The sequence below is a fragment of the Bifidobacterium dentium JCM 1195 = DSM 20436 genome (assembly GCF_001042595.1).
Lineage (GTDB): Bacteria > Actinomycetota > Actinomycetes > Actinomycetales > Bifidobacteriaceae > Bifidobacterium > Bifidobacterium dentium.
In genome coordinates this window covers 1,915,145-1,936,676 of sequence record NZ_AP012326.1, presented here as the reverse complement: position 1 = coordinate 1,936,676, position 21,532 = coordinate 1,915,145, and the positions used below count along the sequence as shown (strand labels likewise).

13 protein-coding genes, 1 tRNA gene and 1 rRNA gene are annotated in these 21,532 nt (G+C 55.7%); 8 read left to right on the top strand and 7 right to left on the bottom strand.

The features are described from left to right. The 3 genes from BBDE_RS08235 to BBDE_RS08225 all read right to left on the bottom strand — a co-directional run bounded on the left by BBDE_RS08235 (position 1) and on the right by BBDE_RS08225 (position 3,027). Positions 1-738: a DUF4391 domain-containing protein gene (locus BBDE_RS08235; RefSeq protein WP_003839140.1), complete on the bottom strand. Its 738-nt coding sequence runs from the start codon at positions 736-738 to the stop codon at positions 1-3. 158 nt (positions 739-896) lie between these two features. Beyond that, entirely contained in the window at positions 897-2,348 is a 1,452-nt protein-coding gene (gene fucP / locus BBDE_RS08230) for an L-fucose:H+ symporter permease (protein WP_012902417.1), read from the bottom strand. Positions 2,349-2,637: 289 nt separating this feature from the next. Beyond that, positions 2,638-3,027 (bottom strand): VOC family protein, encoded by a 390-nt coding sequence (locus tag BBDE_RS08225; protein ID WP_003839143.1) that lies wholly within the window; start codon positions 3,025-3,027, stop codon positions 2,638-2,640. A 249-nt stretch (positions 3,028-3,276) separates the two neighbouring features. Between BBDE_RS08225 and rrf the strand changes: the two genes are divergently transcribed. After that, positions 3,277-3,393: ribosomal RNA gene (gene rrf / locus BBDE_RS08220) — 5S ribosomal RNA — on the top strand. Between the two features lie 1,076 nt (positions 3,394-4,469). Here the strand turns inward: rrf and BBDE_RS08205 are convergent. Beyond that, the gene (locus tag BBDE_RS08205; RefSeq protein ID WP_012902415.1) at positions 4,470-5,486 is read right to left on the bottom strand and encodes a LacI family DNA-binding transcriptional regulator; all 1,017 of its coding nucleotides are present in this window, start codon (positions 5,484-5,486) and stop codon (positions 4,470-4,472) included. Between the two features lie 428 nt (positions 5,487-5,914). On the opposite strand from BBDE_RS08205, the gene BBDE_RS08200 reads away from it, so the two are divergent. The 6 genes from BBDE_RS08200 to BBDE_RS08175 all read left to right on the top strand — a co-directional run bounded on the left by BBDE_RS08200 (position 5,915) and on the right by BBDE_RS08175 (position 18,465). After that, positions 5,915-7,231 (top strand): ABC transporter substrate-binding protein, encoded by a 1,317-nt coding sequence (locus tag BBDE_RS08200; RefSeq protein WP_003839150.1) that lies wholly within the window; start codon positions 5,915-5,917, stop codon positions 7,229-7,231. A 182-nt stretch (positions 7,232-7,413) separates the two neighbouring features. Then, entirely contained in the window at positions 7,414-8,340 is a 927-nt protein-coding gene (locus tag BBDE_RS08195; protein WP_033489025.1) for a carbohydrate ABC transporter permease, read from the top strand. Between the two features lie 18 nt (positions 8,341-8,358). Beyond that, positions 8,359-9,177, top strand: a complete 819-nt coding sequence (locus BBDE_RS08190; protein WP_003839153.1) for a carbohydrate ABC transporter permease — start codon at positions 8,359-8,361, stop codon at positions 9,175-9,177. Positions 9,178-9,179: 2 nt separating this feature from the next. Then, a complete protein-coding gene (locus BBDE_RS08185; RefSeq protein WP_003839155.1) occupies positions 9,180-11,150 on the top strand; it encodes a glycoside hydrolase family 127 protein in 1,971 nt (656 codons plus the stop codon). Between the two features lie 385 nt (positions 11,151-11,535). Further along, positions 11,536-17,292 carry a beta-L-arabinobiosidase HypBA2 gene (hypBA2, locus tag BBDE_RS08180; RefSeq protein WP_033489027.1) on the top strand — a complete coding sequence of 1,919 codons (5,757 nt, stop codon included), beginning with the start codon at positions 11,536-11,538 and terminating at the stop codon, positions 17,290-17,292. A gap of 231 nt (positions 17,293-17,523) precedes the next feature. Next, positions 17,524-18,465: an NmrA family NAD(P)-binding protein gene (locus tag BBDE_RS08175; RefSeq protein ID WP_003839159.1), complete on the top strand. Its 942-nt coding sequence runs from the start codon at positions 17,524-17,526 to the stop codon at positions 18,463-18,465. A 91-nt stretch (positions 18,466-18,556) separates the two neighbouring features. On the opposite strand, the gene BBDE_RS08170 is transcribed toward BBDE_RS08175, so the two are convergent. Continuing rightward, positions 18,557-18,629, bottom strand: a tRNA-Arg gene (locus BBDE_RS08170). A 164-nt stretch (positions 18,630-18,793) separates the two neighbouring features. Here BBDE_RS08170 and BBDE_RS08165 point away from each other — a divergent pair. Beyond that, complete coding sequence (locus tag BBDE_RS08165) at positions 18,794-19,882, top strand: endonuclease/exonuclease/phosphatase family protein (protein WP_033489029.1); 1,089 nt, start codon at positions 18,794-18,796, stop codon at positions 19,880-19,882. A 1-nt stretch (position 19,883) separates the two neighbouring features. Here the strand turns inward: BBDE_RS08165 and BBDE_RS08160 are convergent, their stop codons facing one another. Both BBDE_RS08160 and xseA read right to left on the bottom strand, forming a co-directional pair. Then, entirely contained in the window at positions 19,884-20,171 is a 288-nt protein-coding gene (locus BBDE_RS08160; protein WP_003839164.1) for an exodeoxyribonuclease VII small subunit, read from the bottom strand. After that, positions 20,161-21,480, bottom strand: a complete 1,320-nt coding sequence (xseA, locus tag BBDE_RS08155) for an exodeoxyribonuclease VII large subunit (RefSeq protein WP_012902410.1) — start codon at positions 21,478-21,480, stop codon at positions 20,161-20,163. The genes BBDE_RS08160 and xseA overlap by 11 nt, the downstream gene beginning before the upstream one ends. Between the last annotated feature and the right edge of the window lie 52 nt (positions 21,481-21,532).

Genomic DNA, 21,532 nt, shown 5'->3' with positions numbered 1-21,532 from the left:
TCAGAGCACCAGTGGTGCGTTCAGTGCCTCGAGCTGCTTCTTGGCCTTATGAAGCTTGGCGAAGATCTCATTGCGTTGCTCGGGGTTTTTGGCGCGCTGATGGTCGCGCGTGAGCTTGTCGATATCGGCCTGCAACTGCACGACCTGAGTGTGGCGCACAATGCGTGCGTCCAGATTCGTAGGGTCGGAGGATTCGAAGATCACCTGCGAACACAACGACTCCCACAGCGCATCCACCGAATCGACTGACGGGTCGTCGATTAATAGCATTGCCTCTCCGGCCGGAGCCCATGCCGAAGAAAACACATTGAATGTCGGCGTATGCCCGGCGCGACCTGGCAGTGCGCGACGGATGGCAAATGCGCATTCCTGCCGCGTCGTACCCTCGAAATCGGCGTCGTGCACGCAGGCGAATACGATGCCCGACTTGCGTTGCGCTGCAATCAGTTCGACGATTTCCGACGGAATCGTGGCGTTTCTGCCGTGCAGTCGCAGACCGATTACCAGTATTTCCGGAATGCGTGAGCCCTGTGCAAGCGAGGTGTTCGAGGTGCGCAACAGCGCAATCATCGTAATCGCTTCGATGTCGTTGACCAAGCGTTGCTTCGTCTTGGCGGAAATCGGCATTTTCGCGGCGAACAGTCCTTTCGGAAGATTCGCTTTTTCGGCGGGAATGGCGGTGGCATTCGGCAAGCCGAGAGTGAGTGCGGTAACCGAGCCGCAGGAAGCGATCATCATTGCCGGCCTTCTTTCGTTCGAATGGCGTTCGGGACATATGGGCGTTCGTTGCCAGTAACTCTATCTCATGAACGTCGCCGAATGATGGCGGCGGCGCGTTCGGGACGATATCCTGAACGCGCCGCTCAAATGCCGCAATGTGCCTGCGGTCGTGGGACTTACTTGGCCCCTTGCTGCGCAGTGGCGGCCATGACGGCGAGTTGTTGTGGCGTGTACTTGTCGCGCTTGAATTCGGAGACGAAGTAGAGGGCGACGATCAGCAACTCGATGGCCGGCAGGATGAAGGAGAACTGCATGGTGACCGCATCGGACAGGGCGCCTTGCAGGGTCGGCAGCACGGCGCCGCCGACCAGTGCCATCACGATGATCGCGCCGGCGGTTTCGGTGTGGCGGCGGTCCTCGACGGTGGACAGGGTGCGGGCGTAGATGGTCGGCCATCCCGGTCCCAGGAACAGGCTTACGGCCACGGCGGCCCACACGGCGCCCATGCCCGGCAGGAACGCGACGCATAGCAGTGACACGCAGCCAAGCGCCATGAACGTAGCGAGTACGCGGGTCTCACGGGAGCGGGAGAGCAGATAGCTGGCAAGCAGACGGCCTACGAAGAAGACCACGTAGCTGAAGATCATGAAATCGGCGGCCTTGCGGTCGGTCATCGAGCTGCCGCCCTGATTGAGCGCAAGGCGGATGGTGAAGGACCAGATGCCGGTCTGTGCGCCGATGTAGATGAACTGCACGCCGATGCCCTTAAGGAAGCGATGGTTGTGGAACAGATAACGCAGGGTTTCGCTCAGCTTGACCTTGTTCTCGGTGGCTGGGGCGTGAGGGTTGGCGGCCGGACGGCACTTCGGGAACTTGGTGAGGGCGAACAGCACGATCAGCACAGCCAGCACGATCAGCAGATACTTGTAGGGCTCCAGTGTGCGGGCGAGTTGTTCGGCGCCATACGCCTTGGCCTCGTCCGGAGCCATCTTCGCCATCGCCGCATGCAGGTTGGAGTCTTGGAACACGAGGTATTTGCCGAGCAGGATGCCGGTGATCAGGCCAAGTGCGTTCATGGTCTGTGCGATGTTCAGACGCACGGTGCCGAGTCGTTTCGGGCCCATCAGCGTGGCATACGTGTCGGCGGAGGTTTCGAGGAAGCTCAGGCCGATTGCCTCCACGAAGATGGCGAATAGGAACACTTCGTAAGTGACCAGGCGTGAGGCGGGGAAGAAGATGAAGCAACCTATCGCGAAGAAGCTCAGGCCCGCGATGATGCCAAGTTTGTAGCTGAACTTCTTGATGAACAGCGACGCCGGAATGGCGATGAGGAAGTAGCCGCCGTAGAACGCGCTTTGCACGAAGGCGGTGGCGAGGTCGCTCAAGGAGAACACGGCTTTGAACTGGGTGATGAGAATGTCGTTCAGGCTCGAAGCGATCGCCCAGATGGCGAACAGTACCGAGGTCATGGCGAACTGCAGCACCGGCGTACGGTTGAGATAGCCGTCGGGGAATTCAATCCAACGTTGTTTTTTCGGCTGTGCGCCGTCGGAAGCAGGTTCTGCGGAGGCGTTGGGGCTGGTGGGGCTGGTGGCGTCGATCGTTTGTGCATCGATTGGCCGTGTCATGGTTGCCTTCTTCTTCTGTGATGTGCAACCGTAACGGTGGTAAAGCTTGGGTTGGCCCTGAACGTTACGGCTACGTTGTTGCATACGCTTGTTCCGCCTTGCGTGTGGTACCGTGCGTGCCACATGTCGGTGGATTTGTCGCCGTAACCCGCAATTCGCGTTTGCTTAGGCCAACGAGATCGATGCGCATTGCGTTTGACGCGCATCGAAGGATTTCGATGATGGTTATGTATTGATCGGTCGGTTTATGGGTGGTATGTGTTCCGGCCGCCGTGGCGGCCGGAATGTCTTATAGCACTTGGCAGAATTCGATGGTCTCGTGGTTCGGGCCGAGCACGTTGAAGTAGCGGATGCCGTTCTCGTGGAATGTATCGATATGTTGCACCGAACCTTCCACGAAGTTCAGCCCCAGCTTCTCGGCTTCCTCGAACGCCTTGTCGATGTCGGTGACGTCAAGTGCGAAATGATTGATCGCGCCGGTCGCGTTCGCCGGCTGATCCATGGTCCACACCTCCAGTGTGAGATTGTTCAGATGCAGGAACGTGCAGCGGTCTTCGCCGTTCGGGTAAATGCCTTCACATTCGAAGCCGAGCTTCTCGTAGTACGCGATGGTGCCTTCGAGATCATTGGTGGGAATACCGACGTGACCGACTCCGGTGATGTGTTCGCGAACGCTCATATGCAAGCCTCCATTGCCTGACTATTTTTTCGGTTCAACGGGCTGTTGTTGAACTGACTAGAACGATAGCACGTTTTTCCTTTCAACGGAAAACGTTTTCTGATTTCGGCGTGTCAAAGGATTGACGTGAGTGATTGAAGTCGTCTTGAAGGATTTTATTCTGCCATGGCTTGTTGCCTGTGGAGTGTCTCGTGGTGCGCGACACGCCGTGATTTGGCAATCAGACTTGATTCGCGTATTCTTTCTTCTTGCGGCGATCAGAGCCTAGGTGAAACGCCCGGTTCCATTCCGAACCCGGAAGCTAAGGCCTAGTACGGCGATGGTACTGCACTCGGAAGAGTGTGGGAGAGTAGCGCGTCGCCGCGTTTACTCTTTATAATCCCGAGTTGAGCATGGCTCCTCGGGATTTTTGCTATTCGGATGATAATGCAGTCTGTGATGAGTTAGGTCCTGCCAATCATGAATCGTGCCGATGCCTGCGATGCGACTCTGTGATGCGACAGGGGGCTGGATTTGTTGGTGGCAGTCAAGTCGCTGTCGACGTTCCATCGCCATTGTCGTATCCGCATGCGGTAAAGCCTGACCTGCGCGTGATGTTGCTGACAGACCGGGTTGACGTATTCGGGATCCAACCATTCCATCGAGATTCCGGATGACCGGGGGATTGTTGGGGAACTTAAAGAATGTTGCCCATTAAGTCGTGCGTTATGCGGATTGATAGGGTCTTCGACGTGTTGCCGTGCATGCAGACCCTCCTTATAGAGGGATTGTCGGGGGGTGATAAATGTTACAAAGAACAGTATGAGAAGTTTCCTGTGCCCGTGGAGACCTTCGCTTGCGGCTTGAACGGAACTTCTCCATGGGATGATGAGCGGGCGGCTCTGTGTTGGTGTCTCTTGCGGTAGGTGGTGCCTGTAACGAGATACCATCTGGAGGTGAGGACGATGGCGTATCAAATTACCGTGAAGAAGTTGCGGCGGCATATTCAGCGGTATGAATGGCGTTTGGAACGCGTCGACGGCGGTTTCCTCACCGTGGTGAAGACGGGTAGGAGCTTATCTCGCAAGTGGGCCAAGAAATCCGCACTTCGGGCGATGGAATGTGAGAGGCGTCGTCTTGCAGTGTGACTGGATGTTGGTGGCTTTGAGCTTCCCCGAATTGAACCCGATCGCTTGTTGATTTTGTGCATGATGATACTCCTGTGGCCGTGGAAGGGTCTGATGTGTTCGACCAAACTGTTGGAGAATCTAATTGGACTTATGAACAAACGTATTGATAAGACATATGTGGTTCGGATTATCGATCAAAGGTGTTGAGGGGGCGGATGTTTGCAATACAGTCGAACGCCACCGCGCGGTTGGGTCGCACAATGCGGTCAGATATTACACCACACCGTGTGCCACCGCGCAATTGAACTGGGCGCGGCTGCGTAGCCGTTGCATTTAGTCGATCGGCAGGGTGGATTCGCGCTGGATGAGTCGACAGGGCAGGTAGTCGACGCCATGATGCGGATTGCCATTGATGGCGTCCATCAGGTATCGTGCGGCACGACGGCCTATCTGTTCCGTATCGTTATCGATACTGGTGAGCGGCGGACGTGAACTGGTGGCGAGCACATCCCAGTTGTCGTGCCCGATTACAGCCACGTCATTCGGAATGCGCAGGTTCGCCTCCTTTAAAGCATCGATGCAGCCGCGTGCCAGCTGATCGCTCTGGCATACAACAGCATCGAAATCGACGTCTTGGTCGAGGAGCAGCCGTGTAGCCGCCCGTCCCCAGTTCTCGTCCCAACGGCCGTATCTAATCGGCCCGGCAGGTTCTAGACTCACTTCAGCCAAGGCTTCCATCGCGCCTTTGGTGCGATCGGCTGTTGCGGTGTAGGTTTCGTCTCCGCCGATGATTGCGATCTTATGTTTGCCGCAGGAAATGAGATGATTGACGGCCATACGTCCCGCCTCAACGTTGTCGCAGGTTACGGAACAGTCATCAGTATCTGTGGATGGGCCATATACGTAAACCAAGGGGACGCCCCAGTCGTGCCCTAAAGAGGAGCGGGGATTGGTTTCACGCTGTACGATTAGCAGGCCATCCACTTTGAGGGAAAGCAGTTTTTCCACGTGGATGCGTTCCAACGCGTCATCCCCTCTGGCGTTGGCCAGCAGCACGGAAGTGGATTGGGTGCGAAGCTCGTTTTCGGCTCCGATAAGGATTGGTGTGGAGAAACGTCCCTGCAAATCAGACGTAATCAGTCCTATGGTCCCGGAATGACCTTTTGCCAAGGATTGCGCCAGTTTGTTCGGAGAATAGTTGAGTTGATGGGCGGCTGCGATGACGCGTTGCCTGGTTTGCTCGCTGACTCGGGGTTTGCCGTGAAGTGCTTTCGATGCTGTTGCGAGTGATACGTTGGCTAGGGTGGCTACGTCTTCCAGGCGACTTGTCAAGTGGATGTCCTTATCCATGGGGTCCATCCTTTCCCGGCGGTCGAGGGGCCGTCGCCATGTGTCGGCATTGTCGTGAATGCCGTTTTTTTCTAGAGAATTGTACCGACTGATGTTGGTGTTTTCCCTCTATGTTTATAGTGCGTTTTACCATTCTATCAAATACCGCGAAAAAATATGAAACAGTTTTCGCATTTCAATTTTTGCTTGCGTTCATGTGCTTTGATGTCTCTATTGAGTAATGAGAAATACTGGAATAGCAGTAGTTCTAGCGTGTCGAAGTCACTCTGGGTGGCTTGATGAAATGATTTTGAAAAAAGGAAAATTTACTGTATTATGAAAGGGCTTTCGCAGTTTTACTCGATGGAGAAGACTACTGGAGGAAGTATATGGCGGAGATGCCGCCCGATTGCCTCGACGCTGAGTGCGATAGGAGAAAGAAGTAAACAATGCTCTCTTTTAACAAGATCACCCGAGTCGTAGCCGGTTTTGCCGCAACCGCGCTGCTTATTCCGATGGCTGCTTGCGGCACCAGCGGTGGAAACTCATCCACCGCCGATATTCCTACGGCGGGTACGGATGACGGCACCGAGATTACGCTGTGGACACGTTCTCCGCTGGAACGTCAGGCCAAGAATGCGGTCTCTGCTTACAATAAGTCCCACAAGAACCAGGTGAAGCTGGAAATCATTCCGAACGATGATATGGAAGGCAAGGTAGGCGGCGCGTCCCAGACCGACTCCCTTCCGGATATCCTCGCAGGCGACGTGGTCCGTATTCCGTACTGGGCTTCCGAAGGCATCTTCACCGACATTACCAAGCAGATTGACGGCCTCGACAACAAAGCCGATCTGCAGCAGGGACATATCGAGGCTGGCACCGTTGATGGCAAGGAATACACCCTGCCATTCATCACAGACGTTTCCGTGATGGTGTGGAACAAGGACCTCTACAAGAAGGCCGGACTCGATCCGGAAAAGGGTCCGAGCACCATTGCCGAATTCGTTGAGCAGGCCAAGAAGGTTGCGGCCCTCAACGAAGACGGCATTGCCGGCTCCTATCTGGCGGGCCAGTCCGGTGGCGCGCTCGTGTTTGACCTGTTCCCGTCCGTTTGGGCCGACGGCGAAAGCGTCATGAACGAAGACGGCACCGAAGCCACTTTGGACAACGATTCCATGAAAGCCGTTCTTGATGCCTATAAAGAACTCGCCGACACTACCAACGGACTCGGTGCGGGTTCCAAAGAAGAGACCGGCGCAACTTGGACCGCCCCGTTCGCCAACGGCAAGATCGGTGTCATGCCGTATCCGAACACCTCATCCACCGCTCTATTTGAGGCTGAGAAAGATGGCGGCTTTGAAGTCGGCGTAACCCCGATTCCTGGTACCAAGGAAGGCAAGACCTCTACCTTCCTCGGCGGCGATGCCATGGGTATCTCTAAGGATTGCAAACATGCCGCTCAGGCTTGGAACTTCCTCGCATGGCTCATGAGTTCCGGCGCTCAGAAGGAAGTCTTTGCCAACAACGGAGACACCGCTTCCAATATCCAGACCCTGAAGACCGCATACAACGATGCCGATCCTCGCGTCCGGACTATCAACTCCGTTATCATCGATGGCCACGGTAAGACCCCGAAGTCCGTGTCCTTCAACGAGGCCTTCAATGCGGCTGGTTCTCCATGGCAGTTGCTGGTTCAGAACGCGGTCTGGGGCAACGGCGATCTCAAGGCTGACAATCAGGCCGTTTCCGAGGTCCTCGGTCAGTGATCGTCACGAACTTCATCCCACATCCTTCCCTTCCATAGCGATTGAACATAGATAACTGAAAACAGGCCACATTTGTGGTCTGCCATGAGAGTCGCCGGCACCATTGGATACTGTCCGGTCTGCGGCTCTTATGGCGGATTTCGAAGAGGTCTTCCTGACAATGAAATTCCAAGGAGAGAAAAATGTCCACTATTGCTAAGGGCACCGCATCAGCGAGGACGTATCGTTCAACGGCTAGGGTGGAAGCAACCCGCCGTGGTTGGCTGTATGCGCTGCCCGACTGGCTGATGATCATCATCTTGTTCTTCATGCCGATAGTTCTGCTAATCATCATGGCATGCTCGCGTTGGTCTCTCATGGGAGGCAACCAAGGCGTCAACTTCCCGGAGAACTTCGTCAAGGTATTTCGGAACAAGCTATTCGGCGGTTCCATTCTGTTTACTCTTGAATATACGTTGATCGTAACTGTCTTCCTGCTTGTGCTCGGTCTCTGTCTGGCGCTGATCGTGCAGGAAAGCACCAAGTGGAACAATTTGTTGCGTACCTGCTTCCTGTTGCCATCCGCAACCGGTCTGGCGTCCGCGTCGCTTCTTTTTTACGCGCTGTATTCTCCCCAGGTTGGCCCCGTAACGAAAATCATGAGCTTCTTCGGCCTGATGAACGCTAACAGTTCCGTGCTTGCCACGGGTCATAGCGCTCTGTGGGCCACCATCGTCGTCATCGTCTGGCGATTCTCTGGCTATTACATGTTGCTCATGATGATTGGTCTGCAATCCATCTCCGGTGATTTGTACGAAGCCGCCCGCATGGATGGTGCCGGTACTTGGCGTATCTTCCGATCCATCACCTTGCCGTTGATGAAGCCGACCATTGTGATGTGCCTGGTCTACTGTGTCACTGGCTCCATCCTAGCTTTCGACCAGTTCTTTATTCTGACCAAGGGCGGTCCGAACAACTCCACCATGACCGTGGTGCAGCTCATCTACAACTTCGCTTTCGATTCCAAGAAAGACCTCGGCATGGCGGCCGCGCTGTCCCTGATAGTGCTTGCGGCCCTGGTGATCATCAATTCCATCCAGTTGCGTGGCATGCGCGACAACACCAAATAAGAGAAGCGAGACATCATCATGATTACTCCGCTGTGGAAGCGTATCATCGCCCGTGTGCTTGAGGGGTTGCTCGCCCTCGTATTCATATCACCGCTAATATGGGTTGTGGTCTGTTCCTTCAGCCCGCAACCAGGTTCCGCCCAGTCTGATGGGTGGGGCGTTAATAACTACCTGACCTTGTTCGGATATCAGGAAGGTCTGCCTCGGTATCTGCTCAATTCGATCATGGTGACGGCGGTGGCCGTCGTGTTTTCGGTGGTGGTCTGCACCCTCGCGGGCTACTCCTTCTCTCGATTCGACTATCCGGGCCGTAATCTCGGCTTCATGGTGACGCTTTCCATCCTGATGGTTCCGTATGCGTCTCTGCTGATTCCGCTCATGGTCTGGTACAAGAACATCGGACTGAACGACACTCTGCTCGGCGTCGGACTGGTCATCACCCTGTTCCAGCTGCCGATGTCCACCTTCATCATGCGCAACGCGTTCGACGCCATTGCGAAAGACATGGAGGAAGCCGCCTTGGTGGACGGCTGCAATTCCCTGCAGGCGTTGATGAAAGTCCTCGTGCCGGTCGTCAAGCCATCCATGGTCACCGTCGGTCTGCTGGCATTCCTCGAAGCGTGGAACAACTTCATGATTCCGCTGTACCTGTCTTCCTCGAGCAAGGCCACGCTGCCGCTGGCGCTCGTCAATATGCGCCAGCAGGTCATGGGCGTCATCGACTACGGTGCAACCGAAGCCGGCGTCGTCATACTGCTCATCCCCTGCGCCATCTTGTTCCTTGCGTTGCAGAAGTACTATGTCAAGGGTTTCATGGCCGGAGCTGTGAAGGGCTAATTATGAGTGTAACAATCACCTCACCTTTCTGGAAAAAGCGCCGCGAGCAAATCGTCGAATCCGTCATTCCGTACCAATGGGGCGTAATGAACGACGAAATCGAGACGGAAGTCCCTGATGACCCGGCCGGCAACCAGCTTTCCGACAACAAAAGTCGCGCCGTGGAAAACCTGAGAATCGCCTCGGGCGATGAAACCGGCGAATTCCACGGCATGGTCTTCCAGGATTCCGACATCTACAAATGGTTGGAAGAAGCCGCATACGCGCTGTCGTACCATCCGGATGGGCAACTGCGCGAACTGTGCGACCGTACGGTCGACCTCATCGCGCGTGCGCAACAGCCGGATGGCTACCTGGACACCCCATACCAGATCAAAACCGGAGAATGGGCGAACCGTCAACGGTTCAGCCTCATCCAACAAAGCCACGAAATGTATGTGATGGGCCACTATATCGAAGCGGCGGTCGCATACCATGACGTGACCGGCAATCAGCAGGCGCTCGACGTGGCCTGCCGCATGGCCGATTGTTTGGATGCGAACTTCGGACCGGAGGACGGCAAAATCCACGGAGTCGACGGACATCCGGAAATCGAACTGGCGCTCGCGAAACTGTATGACGTTACCGGAGAGGAACGCTATCTCAAGCTGGCTCGATACCTGCTCGACGTACGCGGCGAAGATCCGGACTTCTATTCGAAACAGCTGGCATCCGTTGATGGCGACTACATCTTTCGCGACCTCGGCTTCTACAAGCCGGAATATTTTCAGGCCGCGGAACCGATTCGCAATCAGCAAGATGCCAACGGGCATGCCGTGCGGGTTGTGTATCTGTGCACAGGAATGGCGCATGTAGGCCGCCTTACGGGAGATCGGGGTCTTCTTGACGCGGTCCATCGAATGTGGAACAGCATCGTCGGCAAGCGCATGTACGTTACCGGCGCAGTCGGCTCGACCCACGTGGGGGAGTCGTTCACCTATGATTACGATCTTCCGAACGACACCATGTACGGAGAAACGTGCGCATCCGTGGGCATGAGCATGCTTTCGCGCCAGATGCTGCTTCTCGAACCAAAGGGCGAATACGCCGACGTGCTTGAACGGGAACTATTCAACGGGGCCATCGCCGGCATCAGTCTCGACGGAAAGCAGTACTACTACGTGAACGCGTTGGAATCAACGCCTGACGGGCTTGACAATCCCGACCGCCACCACGTGCTCTCCCACAGGGTCGATTGGTTCGGCTGCGCATGCTGCCCTGCAAACATCGCGCGTCTCATCGCGTCGGTGGACAGGTACATGTATACGGAGCGAGACGGCGGAAAAACCGTGCTTTCGCACCAGTTCATCGCAAACGAAGCAACCTTCGATTCGGGACTGTACGTTGTGCAACGCTCCGACATGCCATGGAGCGGCCACGTCGAATTCGAAGTGAATCTTGCGGAAGGTGCACAACCTGTGCGTTTCGGCGTGCGCATTCCATCGTGGTCCGCGAATGCATACGCGCTCGCCGTTGATGGCGAGCCATGTGAAAAGAATGTTGAAGACGGATTCGTCTACTTCGATGTTTTCGCAGGTCAGACCTTGCGATTAACGCTTGATTTAGACATGTCGGTCAAGCTGATACGCGCCAATTCCCATGTTCGCAGTGATGCCGGAAAGGTTGCCATCATGAGAGGGCCGCTGGTGTATTGCGCCGAGCAAGTCGACAACGAGGGCGATTTGTGGACATATCGTTTGACGGACGATGCGAGAGGTGCTGACGCCAAGACCGAGTATGAGCCCGATTTGTTGGGCGGGGTCGAGACGATTGTGATTCCGGCGATTCGTGAGGCTTCTGACGCTGATGGCTCTCCGTTGTATTCGGAATCGGAGGCGTGCCGTCAATGGGAGGGGTCGAGCTTGAAGCTCGTGCCGTACTACGCATGGGCGAATCGTGAGCCGGGGCAGATGTCCGTTTGGATTCGCCGATAGCGGCATCATGAATCTTGTTTTTCGTGAGGTTTTCATGAAAAGCGAGGAGCGGAATGCCGAAGATTGGAGCCTGAGGCAAACCGCTGAAGGAAATGGGAGGTCGGCCACCCTGTAACAAGGGTGGCCGGTTTTCATTATCGCGTGATAGCGTATGTGAATCGAAAAGGAGAAATATTTTTCATATTTTCGCAAGTGATCTCAACGAAAAACTACATAAAATAAAAATTGTGAAAAAATTTCGCATCAAGTATACTTGCTGTTGTCTGGCAAGTGCTCCAATCTAAACTTGCTGAACATCAATCTCATTTCCTCAATAGTCAGGAAGCGCGGATACGGCCGCGTTTCATCGACGGTAAGCCAATGACGGCTTGTAACAGGAGAAAAGATGCAACCGAGAAGAAAGAAAAGGATAGTAGCGTCCATGGGCGCCTTAGCTGCGGTGGCGACGTTGCTGACTGGTGGCGTCGTTTCGGCATATGCCAATGGTGCTACTTCCAATCCAAATGCCGACATGGAGTATCCGAGTTTCAAAGGAGATGCGGATCCGGTTCCATCAGCCGGAGTCTCCTATAACCCCTCAACCAGCTATTTGAAGCAAGTCTTCGATGAAGATGTTGCCAACGGTGCCGGTAACGACACGTCGCATGATTTCTGGATCGATGAAATGCTTACCAGAAAGAGCTCTGAGCCGGTCGGAACCGGAAGCAACGACGCTGGCGAATACTGGTTCGAAGGCGCTGATCGCAACGAATATCTGTTCAGCCGTGGTCGCGCGGCATACATGTACAGTCATAAGCCCGGCTCCTTGGGATTCGTCGGCAATGCGGCCTACTGGGACGAAACCGGCAACGACGGATTTACGGTTGGAGTGAGTGCAAACGGCGCCAAAATCGCATTGTCGGAACAGGTTGACCAGCGCAAGCAGACACCCAGCTATTTCACCACGGTTTTCTCCAATGCGGACGAATCCATCACAATCACGGAAGTCAAGTACATCACCTACAACAACGTGATGGTGGCCAACTTCGCCGTGTCCAGCGCTACAGACGCTGAAATCGTTTTGACTGCGGCTTCACCATTCGCTCAGGAAGGTGAGGATGGAGCCGCCGAACTGACCGGCAGAACAAACGTCAAAAACGATCTGACCACCATCTATCCGAGGTTCTCAGGCAATGGCTTCACCGCCAAAGACGGCAAACTCATGTCGACCATAAGCATCAAGGCCGGTGAAGAGCGGACCACCAAGCTGCAGTTGGGGCTGATTGCCAACGAGCTCCCCGACTCCACCGGCGAATACGAAGCCCGATTCAACGGCAACCTGATCGATCCGGCCGCCTCCTACAAGGATTCCGTAACCACGTACAACCAGTGGTGGTACGAGAACATACCGTACGTAGAAACACCGGAACACAACATCGACAAAACCGTCTTCTACCGTTGGTGGCTGAGCCGCTTCAACATGCTCGACGCCAACATGCCGGGTAATACTTTCCAATATCCGACGTCCATCGAAGGCGTTCTCGGATACAACAACCAAATCGTGCTGACGTCCGGCATGTTCATCAACGACACCAAGTGGCTGCGTAACGCCGAATACTCATACGGCACTTGGGTTTCTGCCGGCCAGACCGCCAAGAAAGGCAAATCCGGGTACTACTACTATCATGACAATCCGGGCGATCCGGCCAACTGGAACCATAGCTACACGCAGTACATCACCAAGGCGGGCTGGGACTCCTACATGGTTCATGGCGGACCATCCTCACTGGCCGAAGCGCTGGGCGACTATGGTTCACAGGATGTCAAAGGCCTGCTTAATTCGAAGGACGAGCCGGACAACAACGACAATCAGAACGACAACGGCAATAGCCTGATTGACTGGTCCTGGTGGTCGATGACCGGCAACGACGCCGACGCGGTCTCATTCTCCGAGCCCGGACGTTCCGGACAACGTATGGATCGTGCGGACGGTTCGGCCAACATGTGGGCGAACGCCAATGCCGCAGCCAAGGCGTACTCGGCCGCGGGAGATACCGGCAAAGCGGAGGAGATGCGGGAAATCGCCGACAGCATCAAGCAGGATGTGCTCGACAACCTCTGGGACTCCGACAGCAAGCTGCTGCTGCACAAGTGGATCAGCGACGGATCGTTCGCCAAATATAAGGAACTCAACAATTACTATCCGTACTCCGAAGGATTGATGCCTACCGGAAACGACGACTACGACAGTGCTCTTCGTTTGTTCGCGGATGCCGACGAGTTCCCGATCTTCCCGTTCTTTACGGCCAATCAGGCCGATAAGAAGGCACTGAATTTCCCCGGTTCCAACAACTTCTCGATTATCAACGCAACTCCGTTGCTGCAAATCTATTCGGCCGGCATCCGCGACTACAACGCGGCCGACAACGGATACATCACCAACGAGTCATACAAGAAGCTGCTGTACTGGGTCGCATTCTCCCACTATCAGGGTGGCGACAACCGTTACCCTGATCAGAACGAGTTCTGGAACATGGATAACAACTCGTCCGGAAGCACCATTCCGGAAAAGAACGGTGATGCTTCCAAGAACGGCGGCAAGATCACGTACCGTTCCTGGATACACCACACCCAGCTCGGCACCACCAACTGGACCGTTATCGAGGACGTCGCCGGCGTTGTTCCTCGTGAAGACAACAAGATCGAACTGAATCCGATCGAGATTCCGGATTGGAACCATTTTACGGTGAACAACCTGAGCTACCACGGCAAGGATATGTCAATCGTCTGGAACAACGACGGAACGTACGACGTTCCGAAGGGATATACCCTGTACCTTGACGGAAGTGCGGTGTTCACCTCCGACAGGCTTGCGCATCTCATCTACGATCCCGCAAGCGGAACGATTGAAGTGAAGGATGATTCCGGTGCCAAGATCAGTGGTGCCGTCGCCGCTTCCATGCCGAACGCCAACGAAGTCTCTTACGGTTCCACCAGCCGCATCACCCAGATTTTCGCGCAATCCGGCCAGAACGTTGACGAGGCTTCCCGGAGTCAGGCCAACGTGGCACAGAATGCAGATGTGGAAGCCACTTACGAGACCAAGGGATATCCGGCGGCCAACGCCGTGGATGGCACGAACGTCATGGAATCGTTCTGGGGAACCAAGGGAACGGAAAACGCCAAGGATTCGATCATCGTCAAATTCAAGGGCGGCGCGCAAACCATTGATGATGTCCGTCTCTACTTCTACCAGACATCTTCCAGCCAGACGATTTCCGGTTACAGTGAACCATCCGTATATACGCTGGAATTCCAGAATGAAGCCGGAGAATGGCAGGTACTGCCGAACCAGGTGCGTACACCCACGTACGCGGGCGCGAACTATAACCGTGTGCAATTCGATCCAGTGAACACTCAGGCCATCCGCGTCACATTCACGCCTCAGTCGGGAATGGCCGTGGGCGTTAAGGAAATTCAGGCGTACGACACTGGCATCAGACCGGACGAAGAACCGACCAATGCCACTCCTGAAGTCGACGCATACGTGTCGAGCAGCACTTCTTCCGGAGCTCAGATCGTTGGTTCCGTGAAGGATGACGGATTGCCGAATGGCGAGATCATCTCGAAGTGGGAACAGGTTTCTGGTCCGGAAAACGGTGTTGCGAGATTCGTCGATGGGCAGGCTACGAGCACAACCGTCACCTTTAATAGGGAAGGCGATTACGTACTCAGACTCTCCGCGTCTGACGGTGAAAAGACCGGAGAGAAACTGGTGACCGTGCATGGTATTCCGTCCGACGGAACGGTCAACGTGGCTCCCCAATCTTCCGCCACCGCAAGCTATACGAATGTGTGGCAGCCGAAGGACAATGCCAAGAAGGTCATTGACGGACAGGTTGTATATACCAATACGCCAAACGAAACCTGGAACAATTGGGGCGATTCCACCGGCGAAGACGCAACGCTACAACTTGAATGGGACGGTTCCATACCGCTCAAGAAGGCGAAACTGTACTTCTGGACTGACCACGGTGGAGTCCCGATGGTCAAATCCTGGAGGCTGCAGTATGCCGATGCCGATGGAAACTGGAAGGACGTCAAGCTTGCGGACGGGCAGTCCTACACCACCGTGGAAAACCAGGGTAACGAAGTGAAGTTCGCTGAAACGGTTGAAACCAGCAAGCTTCGCATAGTGTTCCCGAAGGGCTCCTATGTGGGCGTCAGTGAATTCGAAGCATATGCTCTCGATCCAGTAAGCGTGAGTGACGTGAACCGTATGGTCAAGACCGGTACCAAGGCATCCGATCTTGCACTGCCGACCATGGTCAGCGCCGCCTACACCGACGGTACCCGTCGTAATTTGGCCGTCACTTGGGGCAAAGTGACCGACGAACAGCTTGCTTCCGATTCGCGGTTCACGGTATCCGGTGTCGTTGCCGGCGCTCTCGCTGGGGCGAAGGCGATTATCGGCGTGCGTTCCGACGCGCAGGCCCAGATCTCCGGTGCGGCTCAGCCGCTCGAACAGACTGTTTATCAGAATTCCAAGGCGATTGACCTACCTACCGTGGTACCGGTGCGTTTCCCCAACGGCATGCTCGACGACCGCAAGGTGGTTTGGCGTGACGAATCCGTCAAGTCCATCGATTTGACGAAGATCGGCGATTATGAAGTGCGGGGTTCGGCTGAGGCCTCCAGTTCGGAGGCGAAGATCACCGTGCATGTTGTTGCCGATCCGTCCGATTCCGTGACCCCAGATCCCAAGCCGGGTCCTGACCCGGAACCCGATCCTGGACCTCTTGAGGGCTGGATCGAAGGTAAAGCCTCTGATACGACAGTCAGCGCCGAAGCAAGCTGGTCCCCGGCTGCGGGCAAGCTCAACGACGGCAAGCTCGTCGACGACAACTTCCCAACTGGTGACGACCAGGATGTCAACGCCTATGTATGGGGGACCTGGGGTAAAGCTTCTTCGGGCATGTACGCTCAGTACACTTGGAACCAGACTGCCTTGGTCGATTCCAGCCGTGTGCAGTTCTGGGCGAACATGACCGAAACCAACAAGACCCTCGGTGGTCTGGAGATTCCGACCGAATGGAAGATTCAGTATCTGGCCGAAGATGGCACGTACAAGGATGTTGAAAACGCCAAGTACACCGTGGTCCGCAATGATCCGACTCATCATGCCACTGATGGAGCCAAGGGTTGGAGCGAAGCGATATTCACCCCCGTGAAGACAGCGTCACTCCGACTGGTTCTGGAACCGTATGACGGTGGTACAGGAGCCGGCACTTTCGGTGCGGCTGTCGTGGAATGGGGAGTGCATGCCGTCAAGGAGGAAACTCCGGATCCGCCCACTCCCGCGGTGGACAAAACGAAACTGGAAAGTGCGATCAAGGCTGCCGAAACACTGGAGGAATCACGATTCACCTCAGCTTCCTGGAGTGAATTCGCGGCGATTCTACAGGCCTCCAAAACCGTCCTCGACAATGTCGACGCCACTCAGGATGACGTGGACAACGCCGTCTCGAAGCTGGAGGACAGGCAGAAGGCTCTTGTGGCGCGCGGAGACAAGACCGATTTGCGGCAGTCGTTCGACAATGCCGACGCCATCGACTCGAGCAGGTACACCGATAAGAGTGTGGAGGCCCTCAAGGAAGCCATGCACATCGCGTCGGATGTTCTGAGGAACGAAGATGCCACGCAATCTGAGATCGACGAAGCGACCAAGACTCTGATGGCCACCATAAACGGTCTTGAGACCAAGGGCGATCCGGAGCCGGTCGTTGTGGATGAGTCCGCTCTCAAAACATTGGTTGCACGTGCTGATGCGCTTAAGGGCAGCGACTACACGGAAGCGTCGTGGAAGACATTCTCCGACGTGCTGGCCAAGGCCAAGTCCGTGCTCATGGACGATGCCGTGTCTCAGTCCGATGTGGATGCTGCCGCCTCCAATTTGGAGAAGGCTGCCTCCGCACTGGTCAGGAAGGACGGAAAGTCCGTGAAGGTCGATATCTCCACCGGGGGCCAGGTCAGTGGCAAGAGCCAGGCAATTGGCAATACCGGTTCCAATGTTGCCGTTCTGGCCGTGATGTTGTTGGTCGCAGTGGTTGCCGGGGTGATTGTTCTGCTGATCGTCAACCGTCGCCATGGAACGGAACGTTAGGATTTCTTTCGTCCCTAGCTAAGGTGCCGATTCGGCTTTGTGCGGCCGGAATTGGCACCTTTGCTTTTTGTCTGAAGGCTGTGGCTGATTTGGTGGTTGATTGGCTGGTGATTGGTCTAAAGCTGTCTCTTTTTGATTTTGGAAGCGTTCGCCCCTTTTGTCAGCTGATGCTCAGGTTCTGGAATTTACGATGGTTTTGTTTGTTGCATTGACATAATCAAGGAGGATTGTATGGGCAAACTCATTCTTACTGGCGTTGACGGAAATCTCGGCGGTCAGGCCGCGGACTATCTGTTGGAAATCGCAAAACCGGAGGATTTGATCTTCACCGGTTATAATCCGCAATCACTGGAAAAATATGCTGCAAAAGGCGTGGAAACCCGAATCGCGGACTTCAACAATCGCGAGGGACTGGAAAAGGCGTTCAAAGGCGGCCGCGTGATGGCGCTCATCTCCATGCCGTTCGTGGGAGTCAAACGTCAGCGTGCGCAGGGTAATGCGGTGGATGCGGCAAAAGCCGCCGGTGTGGAGAAAATCGTCTACACGTCGTTGGTGAACGCGGCGGATCCGACCAATCCGAGCGTTGAGAAGAAGGATCATATCTGGACCGAGAAGTTCATCAAGGAAGCTGGTCTCGACTATGTTTTCCTGCGCAATTCGCAATATGCGGAAGCCATGATCACCAACTACTTCACTTACGTGCATATGGGTGGTCCGCTGACGAACAGCCAAGGCGACGGCCTGATGGCGTACATTTCCCGCAAGGATTGCGCCAAGGCAGTGGCGTACGCCTTGGTCGCTAAGGATTCGCATAAGGCGGTTCTCGACATCAACGGTCCGGAATTGATGACCATTTCGAAGTTCTGTGAAATCGGTAATCAGGTTACCGGAAACCATGTGGAATATAAGGCAATCACGGACGAGGAGAATTATCGGGTCTTTGACGCCATGGGTGTTCCTCGCACCACTGATGGCGAGTTCAAGGAAGGGTCCGAAGCTCCATTCTCTTCAGATGGCATGGTTACGTTCGCACAGGCGATTCGCGAAGGCAAGATGGCGATTAAGACTGACGACTTCCAGAAGTTGACCGGTGCCGAACCGTTGAGCGTCAGGTACATGTTCGAGCATGTCGACGAATTCCAGATTGGAGACAGACATTCCAAAGACGCGTGATCCTATACGCTTGAAGTTCATGGTGTTGGGATATATGCGTATGACCTGAAAGTGCCATGCGGAATTGCCGAATGAATCGTGTTCGTCACAGTGCCCCAGATAGGAATCGAACCTACGACACCTTCTTTAGGAGAGAAGTGCTCTATCCACTGAGCTACTGAGGCAACGAAGATATATTCTACACACCTTACGGACGTGGCATGTGCAAAGGCGGTGAATACGGGCGAGATTTCTTTCGCGATGCGGTAGGGTAGGGGCGTTGCGCGGCTTGTGTTCGCGCCGTCATCGGCTGGCATCCATGACATCATGCCGCGCGCAAGGAGGAACTATGGCTCAGGCAGCGAAATCACGTGCGACCCGATCAGCCGGACCGGTCCAACCGATTCGGCTGGTGAATGGTCGTAGGTCGCATCATGTGCGCAACTGTATCTTCGGCATGCTGGCCTGGGTGTTCGCGCTTGCGTCCCTGCTCGGCACGGCTACGCACATTCTTCCGGAATCGATTCAGGCGTGGCCCTATATGCCGGTCGTCGTGTCATTGGTACCGTGGTTCGCCCTTCTTGCCATCGTCGCTTTGGTTCTTGCCGTGATTTCGAGACGTGGCTTTGCCGCAATCATGGCGATCGCAGCAATCGGATTGCAGATATGGTGGCAGTATCCGTTCTTCTACAATCAGACGAAACTGCCTCGCGCCGCGATTGCCGCGGTTTCCGGCGCTTCCATGAACACGGATGACGGGTATGCCCGTCTGATGACATGCAACGTATATAAAGGACGTGCCGATGCGCAGGAGATAGTCGACTTGGTGAAAAGCGAGCATGTGGAAGTGCTTGCCCTGCAGGAGACCACGGATGATTTCGTGGATGCGTTGAACAGGGCCGGCATCGCCGACTATCTGCCATATTCGCAGGTTTCCAGTTCGGATGGCGTCTACGGCAACGGTTTGTGGTCGGCGACCCCGCTTGGCGACCCTGCGGATGATGATGTGGATTCCAGCGCTTCGTTCATGCCGGGTGGCACGGTGAGCTTCAACGGCGGCACCACGCCCGTCCGTTTCGTTTCCGTGCACACCACTTCGCCGACCCGAAGCCGCTGGCAGCAGTGGAGGCGATCCCTGGATGAACTGGCCCGTATGAAATTCAATACCGATACCCGGTACATTTTCATGGGTGATTTCAATGCCACCTACGACCATACGCCGTTCAGGGATTTTCTTGGGAATCGTTTCATCGATGCGTCCAGGCAGGCGGCCGGCGGTTTCGTGTTCTCATGGCCTGCGGATATTGATTATGTGCCGACCTTCGCCGGAATCGATCACATCGTGCTCGACTCCGGCATGTTGGCGGGGCAGGTGAAGTCGGAGAAGATTGACGGCTCCGACCACAAGGCCCTGCTGGCGACGGTGCAGATCAGCTAGTTCAGGACAGGTTGTCCTGAGTTCCTGCGGTATTCGCGGCCGTGGCCTGTTCGGCCTGGGCTGCGTCAAGCTTGGCTCGAACCTCGCCCAGCAGGCTCTGCGCCCGCTTGGCAAGGGCCTCTCCGATTTCCCATTGGCGCATGGACTGATCGAGGTTAAGGCCGCCGGCTTCCAGCGCCTGGACGGCTTGGATGAGTTTGTCGCGTGCCTCTTCATAAGGCATCTGCTCGATGGCCTCGCGTTCCTTGTCGGTGAGGCTGGAGGCCGGGGTGCTGGTTTCACTGGTCATGTTGACTCCTTGCTGTAGTCGCGGTTTTGACTTCGGAGACGACCATGCCGTGCTTCAGGGTCATGGTGAGCTCGTCCCCGGGTTTGACGTTGTTCGCGTCGTCGATCACATGCCCGTCGGCGCTTTGGATTACCGCATAGCCGCGGTTGAGGGTGGATTGCGGGCTGAGGGCCGTCAGGGATGCGCGTGAGCGTTCGATGGTCAGGCTGGCGTCGTCGAGAATGCGGGTCAGTCCGATGCGCATACGGCTCCGGGCGTCATCGAGGAACCGTTGATGCGGTTCCAGCATGGTCAGCGGCTGTGTCAGGCTTGGCCTGTTCGCGTAGCCTTCGACCAGTCGCATCTCGTTGGCGATCGTCGCGTCGATGCGCATGCGCATGCGTTGCAGATGCACGTTGATCAGTTGTGTCTGCTCATTGACGTCAGGCACCACTTTCTTGGCGGCGTCGGTGGGGGTGGAGGCGCGCAGGTCGGCTACCAGGTCGAGCAGGGTCCAGTCATCCTCATGTCCGATGGCCGAGATCAAAGGGGTCTGTGCCGCCGCGGCGGCTCGCACCACACCTTCGTCGGAGAATCCGATGAGATCTTCGAAGGCGCCGCCGCCCCTGGCGACGATGATTACGTCGACATCCGGGTCGGCATCCATCGCACGGATGGCGGCGACCACGTCGGACGGGCATTGCTCGCCTTGCACGTGTACGTGCATCACCTTGAAATTCGCTACCGGCCAGCGCAGGCGTACGTTGGTGATCACATCGCCTTCCGCACGTGCCTGAGGGGCGCAGATCAGGCCGATGCAATGCGGGAATTCCGGAAGCGGCATTTTGCGGTCGATATCAAACAGGCCTTCGCCTTTGAGCTTTTTGCGCAGCTCGTCGATCATCGCCTTCAGACTGCCGCCTGCGCCGGCTGCGATGATTGCGTCACCTCTGAGCGAAAGCGACGTGCGTTTCATCCACAGATTCGGCTTGCCGTGGATGATCACACGATCGCCCTGCACAAACGGCGTGGCGGCCGCCGCGAATTGGCCGAAGCCATTGACTTCCATCGCGATGTCCTGATAATCGTCGCGCAGGGTGAGATAGGCGCTGCCCGCACGGCGGGTGTTGATCTGTGTGATCTGCCCGGCCACCCATACGGAAGGCCAACGCTCGACGGCCATATGGAATTTCTCGCTGAGCATACTTACCGGCCAAGGATTATCCGCTGTGGTTTCGCTGGCAAGGCGGGGAAGCTGTTCAGGCTGTTTGAGGCCCGGCTGTGGCTGCGACTGCGTTGCCATGGGGTTGTATCCCGGAGTCCAAGTCATGTTGTCAAGATTCCTCCATCTTGCGGACAATGACGGCCCGGAAAACGGCGTT

Bases quoted from the DNA above. Each gene is read 5' to 3' on its own strand.
- BBDE_RS08205 (WP_012902415.1), bottom strand. From the start codon at position 5,486: ATGGATAAGGACATCCACTTGACAAGTCGCCTGGAAGACGTAGCCACC.
- BBDE_RS08175 (WP_003839159.1), top strand. From the start codon at position 17,524: ATGGGCAAACTCATTCTTACTGGCGTTGACGGAAATCTCGGCGGTCAG.
- BBDE_RS08160 (WP_003839164.1), bottom strand. From the start codon at position 20,171: ATGACCAGTGAAACCAGCACCCCGGCCTCCAGCCTCACCGACAAGGAA.
- BBDE_RS08165 (WP_033489029.1), top strand. From the start codon at position 18,794: ATGGCTCAGGCAGCGAAATCACGTGCGACCCGATCAGCCGGACCGGTC.
- fucP (WP_012902417.1), bottom strand. From the start codon at position 2,348: ATGACACGGCCAATCGATGCACAAACGATCGACGCCACCAGCCCCACC.
- BBDE_RS08195 (WP_033489025.1), top strand. From the start codon at position 7,414: ATGTCCACTATTGCTAAGGGCACCGCATCAGCGAGGACGTATCGTTCA.
- xseA (WP_012902410.1), bottom strand. From the start codon at position 21,480: ATGACTTGGACTCCGGGATACAACCCCATGGCAACGCAGTCGCAGCCA.
- hypBA2 (WP_033489027.1), top strand. From the start codon at position 11,536: ATGCAACCGAGAAGAAAGAAAAGGATAGTAGCGTCCATGGGCGCCTTA.
- BBDE_RS08190 (WP_003839153.1), top strand. From the start codon at position 8,359: ATGATTACTCCGCTGTGGAAGCGTATCATCGCCCGTGTGCTTGAGGGG.
- BBDE_RS08235 (WP_003839140.1), bottom strand. From the start codon at position 738: ATGATGATCGCTTCCTGCGGCTCGGTTACCGCACTCACTCTCGGCTTG.
- BBDE_RS08200 (WP_003839150.1), top strand. From the start codon at position 5,915: ATGCTCTCTTTTAACAAGATCACCCGAGTCGTAGCCGGTTTTGCCGCA.
- BBDE_RS08225 (WP_003839143.1), bottom strand. From the start codon at position 3,027: ATGAGCGTTCGCGAACACATCACCGGAGTCGGTCACGTCGGTATTCCC.
- BBDE_RS08185 (WP_003839155.1), top strand. From the start codon at position 9,180: ATGAGTGTAACAATCACCTCACCTTTCTGGAAAAAGCGCCGCGAGCAA.